Genomic DNA, 17,009 nt, shown 5'->3' with positions numbered 1-17,009 from the left:
GATGAAGGCGCCCTGGAGCTGGCGCAGCAGCTCTTCGGAGGGCTCGGCGCCGTCCTGGTCCAGCGCGTCGGCCCAGCTCCGGGCGACCCGGACGAGGAAATCGGCGTCGTTCTCGGCGGCCGTGCGGGTCAGGGCGTGCTCCATCCGGGCCGCGGCATCCGCGTCGCACAGCGGCCGCACCCGCTCCAGCGCGACGGCGATGACCGTCGCGGCCCGGGACGCGACCTCGCCGGCCGCGACGGCGGCGGCGAGTTCTTGGTGCACGGGCGGCACCGGCCGGCCCGCGAGTCCCTCCCGGGGCAGCACAGCCTCGGCGAGGGAGAGCCGGCGCCGCGCCTCCGCGGCGCCGATCCGCAGCCGCGCCCGCAGGAACTCCGCGGTGTTCCGGTACCCGTCATCCACGACCGACGCGGGCCCGGATGACGCGTCAGCCGGGGTCGCCGTCGCAGACGCAGACGCAGATGCCGACGCGGCCGCGCCTGCTGCCGCGGTGCCGGCAGGCTCCGCGGCTCCGGATCCGCCGGTCTCCCATCCGCCGGGGCTCTCCCGCCAGCCCGTGGTCCACGAGGTGGCCGCCCCAGCGGCAACCCCGGCGGCGGCGACTGTGGACTGCTTCCTGGTCCGGTCCACGGCGGCGGCCGCCACCAGCTGCAGATACTCCACCGTGCGCGAGAACTCCTCCACCTGTCCGGCGAAGTCCGACGCGGCCCGGAGATCCCACGACGCCGCGTCCTCCACCGCCGTCGCACTCACCGTCTGGAGCGCGGCCAGGGCGCCGTCCACACGGGTTGCTGGACCGGGGCTGGGCCCCGGTCCGCGTCCTCGCAAGCAATGAAATCCCTGACGGCTTCCATAACCAGAGTCTGCCAAAGGGGTACGACATTATTAGTGACCCTGGCAACGAAGGCGATATCGCCCCGGCCGGGTTGGTCGTCGAGAAGATCCGCCGCAGCACAACTGCAATGAACGAGACCACGATGTAGACGTGACCTTGCAACTGTGCCCCACCCCGGCCGCCGCAAGGAGTCGGGATGCCCGGCGGACCAAATGCACCTACACTGCTGGAATGCCTATCATCCCGGATACCAAGGACTGGACCTGGGTCCTGTCACGGCCCTGCCCCGAGTGCGGTTTCGATGCCTCCGCTGCAACCCCAGCCACGGCGCCGGGGATGGTCACCAGCATGCTCCCGCGGTGGCGGGCGGCCCTGCGACGGCCGGACGCGGCAGAACGCCCCGCTGAGGCCACGTGGTCCGTCCTCGAGTACGGCTGCCACGTCCGGGACGTCTTCACGCTCTTCGATCACCGGCTTTCCCTCATGCTGACCGAGGACGATGCCCGGTTCGATGACTGGGACCAGGACAAAACGGCAATCGAGAAGGACTACGCCAACGCCGACCCAGCCGTAGTGGGCGCTGAATTAACCGCCGAGGGCGAGCAGATTGCAGCGTCCTTCGCGCGGGTCCCGGAGCAGGATTGGGGGCGCAAGGGAACCCGGAGCAACGGCTCAGTGTTCACAGTCCTGACCTTCGCGCAGTACTTCCTTCACGACGTCGTCCATCACCTCCACGACGTGGACGGCTAGCACGCCGACGGCTGGCACCCAGACGGTAAGTCCGCGCTCCGCTATGTAGAGCGGCCTCTAAAGCGGCCGCCTACGGCGCTGCCGGCCGGAGATCCTTGTCCCACGCCATGCTCCGGTTGACCGCTGCGTAGCCCATCTTGACGTAGAGCGCGAGGGCTCCGGTCGGGTTCTCCGAATCGACGTCCAGTGAGGCCACGTCCATCCCCGCATCGGCGAAGCGGCGCATGGCATCTGCCAGGAGCACCTGCGCGATGCCGCGGCCCCGGAATTCCCGCCGGACGCCGAGGAGTTCCGTGTACCCCTCGCGGAACCCCCGGCTCAGGGCGGCCTCGGCGTCGTGGGTGGCCAGTTGGTAGCCGGCCACCGCCCCGGTGGAACGGTCCAGGACGACGCCGCTCAGGTCCGGCCGGGCCTGCGGGTCGTTCACCACAAAGCCCCATGCCTCCTCGTCGCGGGGCTCGCTGCCCCAGTGGTCCCGAAATGCCGCGTTGTGCGCCAGCCGCACCGGTTCATGCAGCGCCGGTCCAAACGTCACGAGCTCCAGTCCGGGGTCCAGGACGGTTTCCGGCACAGTCTGGCTCAGCGGCCGGTGCATCTCGTTGTAATAGCGGACAATGCCGTAGCCAGCGCCGGCGAACAAGGCGGCCTGGTGTTGGTGCTGCTGCTCCATGTGGAGCCGCAGCCTCGGGCGCGGGACGGCGTCGCGTGCGTCCCCGGCCTCGTCGGCATGCCCCGCCGTCCCTGCGTCCTCTGCAAAGCGGTCCTTGGTCCGCTGTTCCATCCAGCCCAGCAGTCCGGTACCGACCCCGCTCCCCTGCCACTCAGGGTCAACGCAGCCGGAGCCGATCGCTTTGTCTCCGTCGCGGTTCTTGGTGATCCGGCCGTAGGCCCGGGCAACGTCCTCCGCATCGAAGCCGAGGATGGTGTTTGCCACCACGGGGTTGTTCTTCGACTCCAGGATCTGTTCCAGATCCGCCCGGCGCTCAAACCAGACGGGCTGCTCGACGGCGGCGGTCCGGGCGATCAGCCCGGCCCACGCGTCGAGGTCCCTGCGCTTCGCCGCCCGCCAGGACAGCCGGGGATCGAGTGCGGGCCGGGGCTGGAGCTCGCCGTTTTGGTTCATGGCAACAGGCTAATGGGCGGGCGACCCCCGCGCCAGCACGGCCGCCGGCGCCGGACCTTCGCCCGCGGCGGCCGCGGCAGCCGCGGCGTCCAGGTCAAGTCTGGTGTCAGCGGCGTCGATATCGTTCGGGTTGTGGGTGACGAGGACAACGGTCCGGTCGCGGAGCCCGTCCCGCAATTCGGCGAGCATGAGCCTGCCTGACTCCGCATCGAGGTGCGCCGTCGGTTCATCGAGCAAGATGACATCGGCCCCGGTCATGAGCGTGCGCGCAACGGCCAGCCGCGTACGTTCCCCGCCGCTGAGGAACGCCCCGCCCGGGCCGATCCGGCTGTCCAGCCCGTCCTCAAGCCGGGCCATCACCGGACCGAGTCCGACGGCGTCGAGGGCAGCGTGCATCTGCTCGTCTTCTTCGGCCGCAGCGGCCTTTCCGGCAGGGGCGGCCCCGGCCGCACGCGCGGCACCGTCTGTACTGGCGCCGGGTGCGGGCTTCGGCTCCGGCCGGGCCAGGAGAAGGTTGCCGCGGATGGTGGAGTCGAACAGATGCGCCTCCTGCGGGCACCACGCGGCGCGTCCGCTCAGGTACAGGTGGCCGCTGGCCGCCGGCAGGAAACCCAGGATCGCGGCCAGCAGGGTCGATTTGCCGGAGCCGGAGGCACCGGTGACGGCCAGCCAGCGCCCGGGTCCGGCCTCGGCCGTGAGTCCGGTAAAGACGTTGCCGCCGCCGGGCCACGCGGCAGCGAGGTCCACCAGTTCGATCCCGGGCCTGCCGCCGGGGCGCGAAGGCACGTGCACCAGGCCGCCGGTTGCGCCGGCGTCGTCGTCCTGTTCATCGTTGGCGCCCGGCTCCAGGACCCCTGCCTCGCTGATCCGCCGCATTACGGCGCGCAGCGCCGGGTACTGACGCACGGCCGTGGTGATGGCCGCGTAGGGGTCCACCAGGGCAAGCTGGACTAGGACGACGACGGCGACCGTCGCCGGTTCGACCGCGCCGCTAAGAGCGAGCGGGGCGGCCAGCACGGCACTGGCCAGGGCGGCCCCGGCACAAGCCAGGACGGTCAGGGCCTGGCCGAGCCCTTCCGCCCAGGCCGAGCGCTGTGAGGCAGCGGTCGCGGCCCGGTCGGCCCGGCCTATCGCACCAAGCACGGAGGCGCTCACGCCGTTCGCATGGAGTTCTGCGCGGGCGTCCAGGGCGGCGGCCACGTGACGGAGCACGCCGGAGCGGAGTTTTTGTTCGGTGCCGGCAGACATGCGGTCGGCGGCCAACGCCAGTGCAGGGGCAACGACAATGCTCAGCAGCGCTGCCGCGCCCACAGCGGGCAGCGCCGCGGGAAGCAGCAACCCGATCCCGACCACCGCGGCCGCGGCGACCGCTATGGCAGTCACGGGTGGCAGCACGACGCGGGGAAGGAGCTCGCGGACGGTGTCGACGTCGTCCACCACCGTGCCCAGGACGTTGCCGCCCTGCAGGAGTCGGCGCAAGGACAGTGCCCGCCGGCTCAGCGACTGCCACAGCCGGCCCCGGAGCCGGGTCAGTGCGGCAAACACGGCGTCATGCAGCAGCAGCCGTTCGGCGTACCGCAGTCCCGCCCGGCCGACGCCGAAGAACCGAACGCCGACGATCGCGGTGAGCAGGTACAGGATCGGCGGCTGCTCGCTGGCGCGGATGATCAGCCAGCCGGACAGCCCGGCGAGGGCGACGGCGAACAGCGCCGCCAATGTGCCTACTGCTCCGGCGGCGGCAAACCGACCCATTACCGGGGCCAGCAGGCGACGCAGCTGGGAGGTGACTGAGCCCGCCGAGCCGACGGTCACGGCAGGCGCGGGGCCAGCTTCACGGCGACTCAAGGTCGCGCCCTGGCTAGGACTCAGCGTCGCGGCACCCACGACGAAAGGCGGCAGGCTTGCCGCAGCCTGCACGTCCTCGGTTCTCCCGGCGGATGCCGTCAATGGTGTGACGGGGTCCGGAAGTTCGATCCCGTGGTGTCCGCCGCCGTGCGGAGCCACCGCAACGAGCGTGTCGGCAAGCTCACGGGTCTGCCGGTCGTGCGCGACGAGCAGAACAGTTACCTGTCCCCGGAGCCCGGCGAGTGCCTGGTTGACCATTGTGGCCGTTCCCCGGTCCAGATGGGCGGTGGGTTCATCCAGGAGCAGCACGCTGGCTCCGGCCTCGATCCGCGCCAGCCCGCGGGCCAGCGCCACCCGCCTCAGCTCCCCCGGGCTCAGCTCGGCCGGGTGCTTGGCGGCCAGGTGCTCCGCGCCCACGGCCGCGAGGCACCGCTGCGCTGCCGCATCTTTTTCCGCGCCGGCCGCAGTGCTGACCGAAGTGCCGGCCGGAGCACCGGCGGCAGGGCCTGCTGCGCCGGCGTCGGGTCCATAGGCGGGAACGCCGAGATACAGGCGGATCTCGTCCAGCACCGTGGAGGCCACCATGACGGGGTGCTGTGGCACCCAGGCGACCTCCGCCGTCGTGAATCCTCCGAGGCCTCCGGACACGACGGTTCCCATGCCGGTGCCGATGGTCCCGGCGAGCACTCCGAGCACGGTGCTCTTGCCGGCACCGCTGGCCCCGTCGAGTGCCGTGATCCGGCCGGCAGGAGCGGTGAAGCTCAGCGGACCGACGGCGGCGTCCGTGCGTCCGCCGAACCGAACGGTCAGCCCGTCCACGGTGACGGCAGGTGGCCCGTCAGGGGCATCGCCGGCAGCCCCGGCGGCGGGCGCCGGGTTCAGCGGCGTGGCTCCCGGGTCCGCGAGGACCGCAGTGGTTTCGGCGAGCGCTGCCCGGCCGTCGTCGCTGGCGTGGTGTGCGGTGCCAAGCTCCCGGAGCGGCAGGTAGCAGTCGGGAGCCAGGATGAGCGCAAGCAGCCCTGCCTCAAGCGCCATGTCGCCGTTAACCAGGCGGACGCCGATGAACACGGCGACCACCGCCACGGAAATGGTTGCGATGAGCTCCAGGGCCAGGGCCGAGAGGAAGGCGGTGCGCAAAGTCCCCATGGTCCGGGAACGGTATTCCTCGGACATGTCCTCCAGCGCCCGGCGCTGGGCGGCGGCCCGGCCCAGGCCGACGAGGACGGGCAGGCCTTTGGCGAGCTCGAGCATGTGGCCGGAGAGCCGTGCCAGTGCGGACTGGGCTTCCCTGACGCGTTCCTCTGTGTACCGTCCGATCAGGACCATGAACAGCGGCACCAGCGGCACCGTCAGCACGATCACCACCGCGCTGATCCAGTCGGCAAACAGGATGCGGGCCCCCAGCAGCAGCGGGATGGCCGCGCAGTTCACCAGCGCTGGCAGGAACTGGGTGTAGTAGTTATCCAGGGCGTCCAGCCCCCGGGTGGCCAGGACGGCGAGGCCGCCGTCGGCGGGCCCGGACGCGCGCGTTCCGTTCCTGAGCGCCTGCTCCAGCAGCTGAGAGCGCAGTTCCTCCTTCACCCCGAGCGCCGCCCGGCGCGAGGCCACTGTCTGGGCCCACACGGTCAGTGAGCGAAGCACAGCTCCGGCGACGCCCAGAACCAACTGGTCTGCCCAAGCGGGGTCATGCGCCGCGAGCCCGGCGAGCATCGATGCCACAGCCTGAGCCATCAGCACAAGGGACAGCGCCTTCAGGGCGGCCAGCAGGCCCAGCAGGTAGAGGGCGGAACGGGTCGCAGGGCCGGCGGGGAACGGTCTCATCAGGGAAGTTAGTCCTTCGGTGCCAGGGCTTTGGCGGCGATCGCGGGAAGGAAGCTGTGCGCCTCGGGAATGTGCGCCGCGCTCACGCGACGCCGGAACACCCAGTACGTCCAGGCCTGGTATGCCAGGACCAGCGGCAGCCCGATGCAGGCCACGATGCTCATCAGGCCCAGGGTGTAGTCCGAGGACGAGGCGTTGGAGACTGTCAGGTTGAACGCGGGATTAAGGGTGGACGGCAGCACGACGGGGAAGGCGGCACCGAAGATGGATGCGCTGCCGAGCAGGAGGAATGCCCCCAGCGACATGAAGGCACGGCCTTCGGCACCCTTGCGGGCGAAATTCCACGCCAGGACTGCCGCGAGGACCGCGGCGACGACGGCAGCGATGGTCCAGGCCTCGCCGCTGAGGAGTTGGAGGCTCACTGCCCATCCGGCGATAGGCAGCAGCAGCACGGGCAGCAACCGGACGAACCACGCCCGCGCCCGGTGGCGGACTTCGCCGTCGGTCTTCAACGCAAGGAACCCGAGCCCGTGCAGGAGGGAGAACCCGACCACGGCGAGCCCGCCGAGCACGGCGTAGCCGCTGAACCAGGCGAACGGCCCGCCCTCGCGGTCACCGTTGGCATCCAGCGGCATTCCCGTGGTGGTCAGGGCCAGTGCGGCTCCGACGCCGAAGGCCGCGACGAACGACCCTGCCGAGATGGCCCAGTCCCAGCGGGCGCGCCACCGGGGGTTGTCCACCTTGCCGCGGTATTCGAAGGCGACTGCACGGAAGATGAGCGCCACCAGAACCAGCAGCAGGGGCAGGTACAGTGCGGAGAACAGCGAGGCGTACCAGAGCGGGAAGGCCGCGAAGGTGGCACCGCCGGCGGTCAGGAGCCAGACCTCGTTGCCGTCCCAGACCGGGCCGATCGTGTTGATCAGGACGCGGCGCTCCGTGTTGTTCCGGGCGAATACCTTCATCAGCATCCCGACTCCAAGGTCGAAGCCTTCGAGAAAGAGATAGCCCGTCCACAGCACCGCGATGGCGATGAACCAGATGGTGGGTAGCAGTTCCATGCTGAGAGTCCTCTGCGCTTTTCCGTGTGGGGTTGCTGGCTGGGTGGGTTGCGGGGTTTAGTAGGCGAACGCCAGGACGTCGTCGTCGGGCTTGCCCGGACCGCCCGGGGGCGTGCTGTCCTCGTTTTCGTCGACGGGGGCATGCACAAGTTCCGGCATGGCCGAGGCGACGCCGCCGCGGATGTACTTGACCAGGAGCTTGACCTCCACCACCAGCAGCACCGCATAGATGGAGGTCAGGACCACGAGGGAGGTCAGGATCTCGCCTGCCGAGACTCCCGGCGAGACGGCCGCGGCGGTGAACATGAAGACCTGATCGATTCCGCTGGGGTCCGGGTTTGGGGCGACGACGAACGGCTGGCGGCCCATCTCGGTGAAGATCCAGCCCGCGGCGTTGGCACCGAACGGTGCGAGGATGCCGAACACCGCCAGGCGCATGAGTCCGCGGGAGGCGGGCACGGTTCCCTTGCGCGTGGCCCACAGTGCCACAAGGGCCGCGAGGGCGGCCACGCCGCCGAAGCCGATCATCATCCGGAAGCCCCAGTAGGTGACTTCCATGACGGGCACGTACTGGATTTGCTGGCCGGCGCGATCTCCGTAGATAGGGTTGTTCGGCACTTCGGTGCCGTACTTGGCCTGGTACTCACCCAGCAGGCTGTTGACGCCCTTGACCTCCGTGGTGAAGTCGCCCTTGGCCAGGAAGGACAGGATGCCGGGGACCTCGATCACGGCCACGACGTCGTCGCAGTTCTTGGAGCCGACGTTGCCGACGCTGAGGACCGAGAAGCCGGTGCCGTCGTGGCAGGCGGCCTCGGCGGCGGCCATCTTCATGGGCTGCTGCTCGAACATGAGCTTGCCCTGCAGGTCCCCGGTGACGGCTGTGCCCGCGAAGGAAATCATGGCGACGACGGCGCCGATCCGCAGGGAGCGGATCCAGACGGTGTGGTCGTTGCGGTCCCGGCCAAGAATGCCGGCGGCTTCGCCGGGAATCACCTTGCCGTCGGCCCCGATCGTGTCGATGCCGTCGTGGCGGCGGCGCCACAGGTGGTACCAGGCGATGCCGAGGAGGAAGGCCCCGGCCACGGCGAGGGCGCCGAAGAGGGTGTGCGGCACGGCGACGAGGGCGGTGTTGTTGGTGAAGACGGCCCATGCGTCGGTCATGACGGGCCGGCCGTTGACCATTTCGACGCCGACTGGGTGCTGCATCCAGCTATTGGCCACGATAATGAAGTAGGCGGAGAACACGGAGCCAATCACGGCGACCCAGAGGCAGGCCAGGTGGACACCGGGCTTGAGTTGCTTCCAGCCGAAGATCCACAGGCCGAGGAACGTTGACTCGACGAAGAAGGCCAGGAGCGCTTCCATGGCCAGCGGGGCGCCGAACACGTCGCCCACAAAGCGGCTGTACTCGCTCCAGGCCATGCCGAACTGGAACTCCTGCACGATTCCGGTGGCGACGCCCATGATGAAGTTGATCAGGAAGAGTTTGCCCCAGAACTTGGTCATGCGCAGATATTCCGGCTTGCCAGTGCGGTACCAAAGCGTCTGGATCACGGCCACCACCAGCCCGAGGCCGATCGTGAGCGGCACCATCATGAAGTGGTAGACCGTGGTGATTCCAAATTGCCAGCGTGCGATTTCCAAGGCGTCCAAGGCAGTCCCTACTTTTGGCTAGGTCGAGCAACTTCTACGTGGCGTAGAAGTAAGTCTTCTACAGAGTGTAGAACACAACGGCGCTTCCCTGTAACTCAGACTCCCACGGCGCGTCACGGCCTGCAATGGCCGGGCCGCCCCCGCCCGGCGCCTCCGGGGCCGGCCGCCCGACACGCCGGACAGCCGTGTTCTACTTCATGTAGAAAGAATGCGCAAAACGCGATAGATTTGAAACTGAAGTGTTCACATACACCGCACCGGCAGCCACCAGCATTTTCCCAGCACGACGCCGGCGCGGCAGTCACAGAAGGATGTACGCAATGGCAAGTCTCGGTGAACTGGAACGGGCAGTGATGGACCTGCTCTGGGCGGGCCAAGAAGCTGCGACGGCCAACACGCTGCGGGACCTCCTCGCGCAGAGCACCCAGCCCCAGGACGGCACCGTCGGGCACGTGGGCAAGGACCTCGCGGTCACCACGGTGCTGACCGTACTCTCGCGCCTCGAGCGCAAGGGCCTTGTGGAACGCGAACGCGGTACCCGCCCGCACCGCTACCAGGCCGTCTCGAGCCGCGCGGACCATACCGCGGAGCTCATGCACGAGGTCCTCGGCTCCGCCCCGGACCGCGAGGCCGTCCTGGCCCGGTTCATTGGTTCCGTCACGGACAACGAAGCAGAAACCCTGCGCAAGCTGTTGGGGCGCAGCTAGCGCCCGATGTTCTGGACCTCATATTTTCTGGCGGTCCTGGCGATAGCGTTGGCGTGGCCGGTGCCTATCCTCCTCTCCCGTGCCCAGTGGCCGGCCCGCTCCCCCTTCACGGCAATGCTGCTGTGGCAGGCGATCGCCCTGGCCGGCGGCCTGTCCATGATCGGCGCCATGCTGGTCTACGGGCTCGAGCCGGTCGGGGATAACCTGGTCTCCGGCCTGCGGGCCCTGGCGGGGATGGTCTTCAACAATGCCCCCACCACCGATCTGGGCTTCTGGCACATCTTTGCGCTCTCGGCCGCGGCCCTGCTGACGGCGCACCTCGTTTTCACCCTGTTGCTGACCTATTACAAGATCCAGCGCCAGCGCAGGCGCCACCGCGAACTGCTGGACCTTCTGGCCTCACCGTCCTCCGACGGCCCGGGGACCATGGTCCTGAACGTGGACTCGCCCGTGGCGTACTGCCTGCCCGGCGGCGCACGGTCCGTGACGGTTCTCTCCGACGGGCTCATGGCCGCCCTAGAGCCCGCTGAGCTGCGTGCCGTGCTTATTCACGAGAATGCGCACCTGAGCCAGCGCCACCACCTCCTGCTGTGGGCCTTCGCCGCGTGGCGCCAGGCCCTGCCGTGGCTCCCCACCACCCGGCTGGCGCAAGAGTCGGTCAACTCCCTGATCGAAATGCTTGCCGACGACGTCGCGCTCAAGACGGAGAGCAAGGCGACCCTGATCAAGGCGATTGCCATTGTGGCCAGCGGGTCTCCTGCCACTCCGGCGGCACGCCTGGCGTTCGGCGAGCCCGGCCCGTCCGACGTCGACCCCAGCCAGCCCGGCGCCACCGGGGGCACTGGCTCGGCCGGTACGACGGCGTCCCGCGTCAGCCGCCTGCTCTCGCCCCGGCCGCCGCTGTCGGAACCCCTGCGCGCCGTCGTCCTGGCATGCTGCGTGCTGCTGCTGGCCGTGCCGACGGCCCTGTTGCTGGTCCCTGGCCTGCTCGGCTAACGCCGGCCCCTGCCGTCAGGCGTCAATGCGCTCCCGGTCCAGGTTCGCGGCGCCTGCAATGATGAAGTCCTTGCGCGGCGCCACGTCCGAGCCCATGAGGAGGTCGAAAGTCTCTTCGGCCTGCTTGGCGTTCTCGATCCCGACCTTGCGGAGTGTCCGGTGACGCGGGTCCATGGTGGTTTCGGCCAGCTGCTCGGCATCCATCTCGCCCAGCCCCTTGTACCGCTGGATCGGCTCCTTGTAGCGCTTGCCCTCTTTGGCGAGCCGCGCCAGCAGGACATGGAGCTCAGCCTCGGAGTAGGTGTAGATCATCTCGTTGGCCTTCTGGCCGGCGTTGACCACCTCCACTCGGTGCAGCGGCGGGACGGCGGCGAAGACGCGGCCCTCGTCGATCATCGGGCGCATGTAGCGGAAGAAGAGCGTCAGGAGCAGGGTGCGGATGTGGGCGCCGTCGACGTCGGCGTCGGTCATCAGGATCACTTTGCCGTACCGGGCGGCGCTGATGTCGAACGTCCGGCCGGAGCCGGCTCCCACCACCTGGATCAGGGCCGCGCACTCGGCGTTGGAGAGCATGTCCCCCACAGAGGCTTTCTGGACGTTGAGGATTTTGCCGCGGATCGGCAGGAGCGCCTGGAAGTCGGAGGATCTCGCCAGCTTGGCGGTGCCGAGTGCGGAGTCACCTTCGACGATGAACAGTTCGGAGCGTCCGACGTCGTCCGTGCGGCAGTCGGCGAGCTTGGTGGGCATGGAGGAGGTTTCCAGCGCATTCTTGCGGCGCTGGGTTTCCTTGTGGACCCGGGCCGAGATGCGGGACTTCATCTCGCTGACGATCTTTTCCAGCAGCAGCGCGGACTGGGCCTTGTCGTTGCGGTTCGCGGACATCAGCTTGGCGCTGATCTCCCGTTCCACCACCTTGGCCACGATGGCCCGTACGGCCGACGTGCCCAGGATTTCCTTGGTCTGGCCCTCAAACTGCGGTTCGGCCAGCCGGACGGTCAGGACTGCGGTCAGCCCGGCAAAGATGTCGTCTTTTTCGATCTTGTCGTTGCCGGCCTTGAGCTTGCGGGCATTGGTCTCCACGGCCTTGCGGAACGTCTTGAGGAGGGCCTGCTCGAAGCCGGACTGGTGGGTGCCGCCCTTGGGCGTGGAAATGATGTTGACGAAGGTGCGGACCGTGCTGTCGTAGCCGATGCCCCAGCGCAGCGCGACGTCGACCTCGCAGTCGCGTTCGACCTCCGCGAGCTGGCTGTGGCCCTTTTCGTCGAGGACGGGGACGGTTTCCTTGAATTTGCCGGCACCGTGGAGGCGCCAGACATCCGTGACGGCCGGGTCGGCGGCGAGGAAATCGACAAACTCGGAGATGCCGCCGTCGTGGTGGAAGACCTCCTCATGCGGGCCCGATTCGCCTGGCGTGCCGGCAACCCTGCGTTCATCCCGGACCGTGAGCTTCAGCCCGGGGACCAGGAAGGAGGTCTGGCGGGCACGTGCGGCGAGGTCATCGTAGGAGAATTTGGCGTCGGGCGTGAAAATCTGCCGGTCCGCCCAGTAGCGGATCCGGGTTCCGGTCACGCCGCGCTTGGCCTTCCCCACGACATCCAGCACGGAGCCGTCGATGAAGGGTTCGAAGAGCGTCGCGGGGTCCGGCTTGGTGCCGGGATCCTTGAACCGGCCAGGCTCCCCCCGGCGGAAGGACATCTTGTAGGTCTTGCCGCCGCGGTCCACTTCGACGTCGAGACGGGCCGAGAGCGCGTTGACCACGGAGGCACCCACACCGTGCAGGCCGCCGGACGCGGTGTAGGAGCCTCCGCCAAACTTTCCGCCGGCGTGGAGTTTGGTGAAAACCACCTCGACGCCGGTCAGCCCGGTTTTCGGTTCGACATCCACCGGAACGCCACGGCCGTCGTCATGGATCTCCACCGAATTGTCCGCATGCAGGATGATCTTGATGTCGTGGCCGAAGCCGGCGAGGGCCTCGTCCACGGAGTTGTCGATGATTTCCCAAAGGCAGTGCATGAGTCCGCGGGAGTCCGTGGAGCCGATGTACATGCCCGGGCGCTTACGGACGGCCTCGAGGCCCTCCAGCACGGAGAGGTGCCGGGCGGTGTAATCAGAACTGGGTGCCACGGGTCGTGAACTCCTTACAGGATCGGGACCGCCCCTGCAGCGTGCGCAGGCGGGCAGTCACAGAAATTGACGCTCTTCCTAGGTTAGTCGGACTCCGGGTCATCGACGGTTTGCCACTCCCCGCAGGGACTCTCCGGCCACTCGCCGTTACGGAGACGTGATACGCGGACAGCGAAAGTAGGCCATCCGTGCCATGGTTTGGCCACGAATGCTGGTTATATAGGTATACCGATCTACTAAGGAGGCCGAACATGACAACAGCAGTTGCGGACCGCACACTGACCGCCGCAGACCGGTGCGATCGTTGCGGGGCACAGGCATATGTCCGAGTTGTTCTCGGTGCCTCCGGCGGTGAGCTTCTTTTCTGCGGCCACCACGCACGCGCCGTAGAGCCGACACTCAAGCCGCTCAGCTCAGACTGGCATGACGAGACTGACCGCCTTCACCAGAAGGCCCCGGTTCCGGTCGACTAGACCGCACCGGATTCGGCTCGGCGCCCTACAGGGTTCCGGGCGACTTGAGACCACTGCATCAGGGCCCCTCCATATCGGAGGGGCCCTGATTCGTTAAGAGACGTGCTTCCGTGGGCTACCCGCATCCAGCAACTTGGCGGCAGTAACAGCAACGCGGGGCCACTTCCTGCCCGTTCCTCCGATGAGGGCGGGCAGGATGTGACCCCGCGTTGCTGTGCACGTCGCCTGGCCTGTGGCCGGTCGGCGCTTAGTCCAGGTAGTCGCGCAGGACCTGTGAGCGCGACGGGTGCCGCAGCTTGGACATGGTCTTGGATTCGATCTGGCGGATGCGCTCGCGCGTCACGCCGTAGACCTTGCCGATTTCGTCTAAAGTCTTCGGCTGACCGTCGGTGAGGCCGAAGCGCATCGCGACCACGCCGGCTTCACGCTCGGACAACGTGTCCAGCACCGAATGCAGCTGTTCCTGCAGCAGGGTGAAGCTCACGGCATCCGCGGGCACCACGGCTTCGGAGTCCTCGATGAGGTCGCCGAACTCGGAGTCGCCGTCCTCGCCAAGCGGGGTGTGCAGCGAGATGGGCTCGCGGCCGTACTTCTGGACCTCCACGACCTTTTCCGGAGTCATGTCCAGCTCGAGGGCCAGCTCCTCCGGCGTGGGTTCGCGGCCGAGGTCCTGCAGCATCTGGCGCTGGACGCGGGCCAGTTTGTTGATGACTTCCACCATGTGCACCGGGATGCGGATGGTGCGGGCCTGGTCGGCCATGGCGCGGGTGATCGCCTGGCGGATCCACCAGGTGGCGTAGGTGGAGAACTTGAAGCCCTTGGTGTAGTCGAACTTCTCGACCGCACGGATCAGGCCCAGGTTGCCTTCCTGGATCAGGTCCAGGAACAGCATGCCGCGGCCGGTGTAACGCTTGGCCAGCGAGACAACGAGGCGGAGGTTGGCCTCCAAGAGGTGGTTCTTGGCACGCTTGCCGTCGTGGATGACGAATTCGAGCTCACGCTTGAGCTTCGGATCCATGGTGCCGCCGTCGGCGGCGATCTTCTCCTCGGCGAAGAGTCCGGCCTCGATCCGCAGGGCCAGGTCCACTTCCTGCTCGGCGTTCAGCAGGGCGACCTTGCCGATCTGCTTCAGGTAGTCCTTGACGGGGTCGGCGGTGGCGCCGGCGGACATGACCTGCTGCACGGGGGCGTCGTCGTCGTCGGCGTCGGAGTACACGAAGCCGGTGCCGGTGGCGGCCGCGGCCTTGCCGGCGACTTCTTCGCCTTCTACTTCGTCGCCGAGCTCGGCTGCGTCGGGCGTGATGTCGTCGAGATCCTCTTCGGCGTCGACGTCGTCGTCAGACGCACTGGCTGAGTTGCCTGCGGCTTCTGCCGCGGCTTTGGCGCCGGGCTTGGGCCCGCGCTTCTTGGGCTCAGGCTTGGCGACTCCGGTAACGGTGTCGCCACCCTCTGCGGAAGCGGCGTCCTTGACAGCCTTGTTGGCTGCGCGCGTGGCGGCGCGCTTGGCGTTGGTCGCCGCCTTCTTCTCCTCAGGGGACAATTCGGCCTGGTCGGCGGGTTCCTTCTTCGCGGAAGACGGGGTCACTGAAAACCTTTCTAGCTGCGGTCTGCGGAATCACCATACGGGCAACACCACTATGACCCTGTCAAGTCCGTGTTCAACATCAGGTGCTACCACGACCAGCAGAGCCACTAAGTAGAACTGCTGGGATGGCCTTAATGTTCCCTGTTTCCAAGGAACATTTAGGGCACTTGATACACGGACCCAACCGGGTCTCGGCAACCATTGTCTCACGGTTTTCACCCTGAGTGCCTTTCGGGACGCCGGTCCACAATATTGCCGCGGGTTCCGCGCCGCCTCAGTTACTCAAGCCGCGTCAGGGGCAAACTTCTGCCAGGCGGCCTCTCGCCTGGCCGCCCAGCCGCAAAGGGTGCCGCGCCGGCCAAGCTCTGCCAGCAGTTCCGCGAGCCTGTATCCCGGGTGCTCCTGCAAGGCCTGCTGGTACAATGCGTCGGCGTAGGAGCCGCGGCCACGGCACCATTCGATCCAGCCCCGTGCCGTCACGGCGGCTGCAGTGGACTCCCCGTCACCCAGAGCGCCGAGCCGCTCCAGAACCCGCTGGAGCCCGACCATCAGGGTCCAATCCGGGACGGATGGCGCCAGTCCGAGCAGGACCTCCCCGTAGCCGGCGACCGCTTCGGCACCTGGAATGGCGCCGGCAGCCGGCCCGCCGACGGCGGGCGCCTCCGGCGGGGGGTTCCCCAGAACGGACCTGGGGCGGGAAGCGGGATCGGACATGCGGTCGGGCATGCGGTCCGACACGGTCCCTGACAAAGGGCTAGGCGTCGGTCCGAGCCGTGAAACGGACATGGTTCCGGGCAAGTCGGCAGACCCGGCTTCCGCGTCGAACATGCCGAAGTCCTCAGCGCCGCGTTCGGCCGCGGACCGTCCGGCGGCAGCCATGACGAGCACGGCGTCCCGCCATGACGGGACGCACAGGCTGGCCCGCAGATAGCCGGCCAGTTCGGGTGAGAACTGGAGTGGCTGGCCCGCGGCCCTGGGATCGGAGCTAAGGGGATCCAAGCTACTGGGATCCAAGCTACTGGGCTCGAGGGTGCTGGGATCGAAGGTGCTGGGATCCAAGTTCCCGGCGGGTTGGTTCACGGCGGGCTGGTTCACGGCGGGCTGGTTCACCGCATCGGGCATCCCGGCGTCGGGGGCGGTGGTCCCGGGGGCCAGGGCGCTCGGTGGGGGGCCAGGAGGATACTCCCAGCCGGTGGCGGCCTGCATGGCCATCGTCCAGACATCGAGGACCTGGTCAAATTGGGCCCGGTCCCGCCGTCGCGGAGAGAATTGCTCCGCCCAGCCGCACTCGGCCGCGCGCACCGCGGGGTCCACAGGCAGCGGCGCCGGCTTGGTCCCTTGCGCGCCGGGGACGGCGCCGACGCTGCTGCCGCGGTAAACCATCTCGGCATTGAGCCTGCTGTTCCTGATCTGCTCGACCGGCCTGCCGCGCGTCCCACAGCACTCCGGATCATCGCAGTACGCGTTGCGCCAGAACTCGGCACCGATCATCCAGGCGTCCCTCAAGGGCAAGCCGGCTGCCTCGAGGGCAAGCTCAAGTTCCTTGAGCAGTCCCGCCCACGCATGGCCGCCGCCGGGACTGTCCGTATCGGTGTCAGTGAAGAAGGCCAGCAGCGAACCGTCGGCCAGGTCGTCCGCCTGCAGGTACGCCACGACATTTCGTGCGAAGTCGGCCAGCAGATCCCTCTGGCCGGAGCCGCGTTTAGGGAGGGCGCTCCCGCGCCCGCTGGCCCTGGAGCCACCCCCTCCCCGGCCGCTCCCGCCCCCGCGGTCGCCGGCGCTACCGGGCACGGGGAGGTCGACCCGCAAGGTGGCTCCGAGCCGTTTGCCTTGCAGGGTCATGGCCACGAGGCTGTTTTCCGGCCAGTAGCCGAGGGAGTGCGGGATGAAGCCTAGGATGTCTTCGGGCCCGGTAATTCTCAAGTGATCTGGAGCTGTCATGAGCCCAGCTTCGCGGCGACCGCTTCCTCGCGGCAGTACCGGACTGCGCTATGTGGATAACCGCGTGCGGACAAAGATGTCTCCCACGTCCACGAACG

General features: G+C 68.3%; 12 protein-coding genes. 4 read left to right on the top strand and 8 right to left on the bottom strand.

The features are described from left to right. The coding region (locus tag BLQ10_RS21100; protein WP_175558718.1) for a DUF222 domain-containing protein at window positions 1–783 on the bottom strand (783 nt) is incomplete at its 3' end. A 283-nt stretch (window positions 784–1,066) separates the two neighbouring features. Between BLQ10_RS21100 and BLQ10_RS21090 the strand changes: the two genes are divergently transcribed. Next, entirely contained in the window at window positions 1,067–1,585 is a 519-nt protein-coding gene (locus BLQ10_RS21090; RefSeq protein WP_091564949.1) for a DinB family protein, read from the top strand. A 70-nt stretch (window positions 1,586–1,655) separates the two neighbouring features. Here BLQ10_RS21090 and BLQ10_RS21085 read toward each other — a convergent pair whose 3' ends face one another. The 4 genes from BLQ10_RS21085 to BLQ10_RS21070 are packed head-to-tail and all read right to left on the bottom strand — an operon-like array spanning window position 1,656 to window position 9,085. Beyond that, a complete protein-coding gene (locus BLQ10_RS21085) occupies window positions 1,656–2,708 on the bottom strand; it encodes a GNAT family N-acetyltransferase (protein ID WP_091564948.1) in 1,053 nt (350 codons plus the stop codon). 9 nt (window positions 2,709–2,717) lie between these two features. Then, window positions 2,718–6,374, bottom strand: coding sequence for a thiol reductant ABC exporter subunit CydD (gene cydD / locus BLQ10_RS21080; RefSeq protein ID WP_091564947.1), 3,657 nt, complete (start codon window positions 6,372–6,374; stop codon window positions 2,718–2,720). 8 nt (window positions 6,375–6,382) lie between these two features. Beyond that, window positions 6,383–7,432, bottom strand: a complete 1,050-nt coding sequence (gene cydB, locus BLQ10_RS21075) for a cytochrome d ubiquinol oxidase subunit II (protein ID WP_091564946.1) — start codon at window positions 7,430–7,432, stop codon at window positions 6,383–6,385. A gap of 57 nt (window positions 7,433–7,489) precedes the next feature. After that, on the bottom strand, window positions 7,490–9,085 hold the full coding sequence (locus BLQ10_RS21070; protein WP_091564945.1) for a cytochrome ubiquinol oxidase subunit I: 1,596 nt from the start codon (window positions 9,083–9,085) through the stop codon (window positions 7,490–7,492). A gap of 320 nt (window positions 9,086–9,405) precedes the next feature. Between BLQ10_RS21070 and BLQ10_RS21065 the strand changes: the two genes are divergently transcribed. Both BLQ10_RS21065 and BLQ10_RS21060 read left to right on the top strand, forming a co-directional pair. Then, window positions 9,406–9,792, top strand: a complete 387-nt coding sequence (locus BLQ10_RS21065) for a BlaI/MecI/CopY family transcriptional regulator (protein WP_091564944.1) — start codon at window positions 9,406–9,408, stop codon at window positions 9,790–9,792. Window positions 9,793–9,798: 6 nt separating this feature from the next. After that, on the top strand, window positions 9,799–10,788 hold the full coding sequence (locus BLQ10_RS21060) for a M56 family metallopeptidase (RefSeq protein WP_091564943.1): 990 nt from the start codon (window positions 9,799–9,801) through the stop codon (window positions 10,786–10,788). A gap of 15 nt (window positions 10,789–10,803) precedes the next feature. Here BLQ10_RS21060 and BLQ10_RS21055 read toward each other — a convergent pair whose 3' ends face one another. After that, window positions 10,804–12,912: a DNA gyrase/topoisomerase IV subunit B gene (locus tag BLQ10_RS21055; RefSeq protein WP_091564942.1), complete on the bottom strand. Its 2,109-nt coding sequence runs from the start codon at window positions 12,910–12,912 to the stop codon at window positions 10,804–10,806. 251 nt (window positions 12,913–13,163) lie between these two features. Here BLQ10_RS21055 and BLQ10_RS22910 point away from each other — a divergent pair, with 251 nt between their 5' ends. Beyond that, a complete protein-coding gene (locus BLQ10_RS22910; RefSeq protein WP_026266251.1) occupies window positions 13,164–13,385 on the top strand; it encodes a DUF7455 domain-containing protein in 222 nt (73 codons plus the stop codon). 247 nt (window positions 13,386–13,632) lie between these two features. Here the strand turns inward: BLQ10_RS22910 and BLQ10_RS21045 are convergent, their stop codons facing one another. Both BLQ10_RS21045 and BLQ10_RS21040 read right to left on the bottom strand, forming a co-directional pair. Next, window positions 13,633–14,970, bottom strand: a complete 1,338-nt coding sequence (locus tag BLQ10_RS21045; protein WP_091564941.1) for an RNA polymerase sigma factor — start codon at window positions 14,968–14,970, stop codon at window positions 13,633–13,635. A 282-nt stretch (window positions 14,971–15,252) separates the two neighbouring features. Next, entirely contained in the window at window positions 15,253–16,911 is a 1,659-nt protein-coding gene (locus BLQ10_RS21040; RefSeq protein ID WP_091564940.1) for a DUF4192 family protein, read from the bottom strand. Window positions 16,912–17,009 lie beyond the last annotated feature (98 nt).

The sequence above is a fragment of the Arthrobacter sp. ok362 genome (assembly GCF_900102785.1).
Taxonomy (GTDB): domain Bacteria; phylum Actinomycetota; class Actinomycetes; order Actinomycetales; family Micrococcaceae; genus Arthrobacter.
The sequence above is the reverse complement of the archived record's forward strand: the minus strand, read 5'-3'. Positions and strand labels throughout refer to the sequence as shown.

Excerpts from the sequence above, each read along its gene's own strand:
- BLQ10_RS21090 (WP_091564949.1), top strand. The coding sequence starts at position 1,067 with ATGCCTATCATCCCGGATACCAAGGACTGGACCTGGGTCCTGTCACGG.
- BLQ10_RS21085 (WP_091564948.1), bottom strand. The coding sequence starts at position 2,708 with ATGAACCAAAACGGCGAGCTCCAGCCCCGGCCCGCACTCGATCCCCGG.
- cydD (WP_091564947.1), bottom strand. The coding sequence starts at position 6,374 with ATGAGACCGTTCCCCGCCGGCCCTGCGACCCGTTCCGCCCTCTACCTG.
- cydB (WP_091564946.1), bottom strand. The coding sequence starts at position 7,432 with ATGGAACTGCTACCCACCATCTGGTTCATCGCCATCGCGGTGCTGTGG.
- BLQ10_RS21065 (WP_091564944.1), top strand. The coding sequence starts at position 9,406 with ATGGCAAGTCTCGGTGAACTGGAACGGGCAGTGATGGACCTGCTCTGG.
- BLQ10_RS21060 (WP_091564943.1), top strand. The coding sequence starts at position 9,799 with ATGTTCTGGACCTCATATTTTCTGGCGGTCCTGGCGATAGCGTTGGCG.
- BLQ10_RS22910 (WP_026266251.1), top strand. The coding sequence starts at position 13,164 with ATGACAACAGCAGTTGCGGACCGCACACTGACCGCCGCAGACCGGTGC.
- BLQ10_RS21040 (WP_091564940.1), bottom strand. The coding sequence starts at position 16,911 with ATGACAGCTCCAGATCACTTGAGAATTACCGGGCCCGAAGACATCCTA.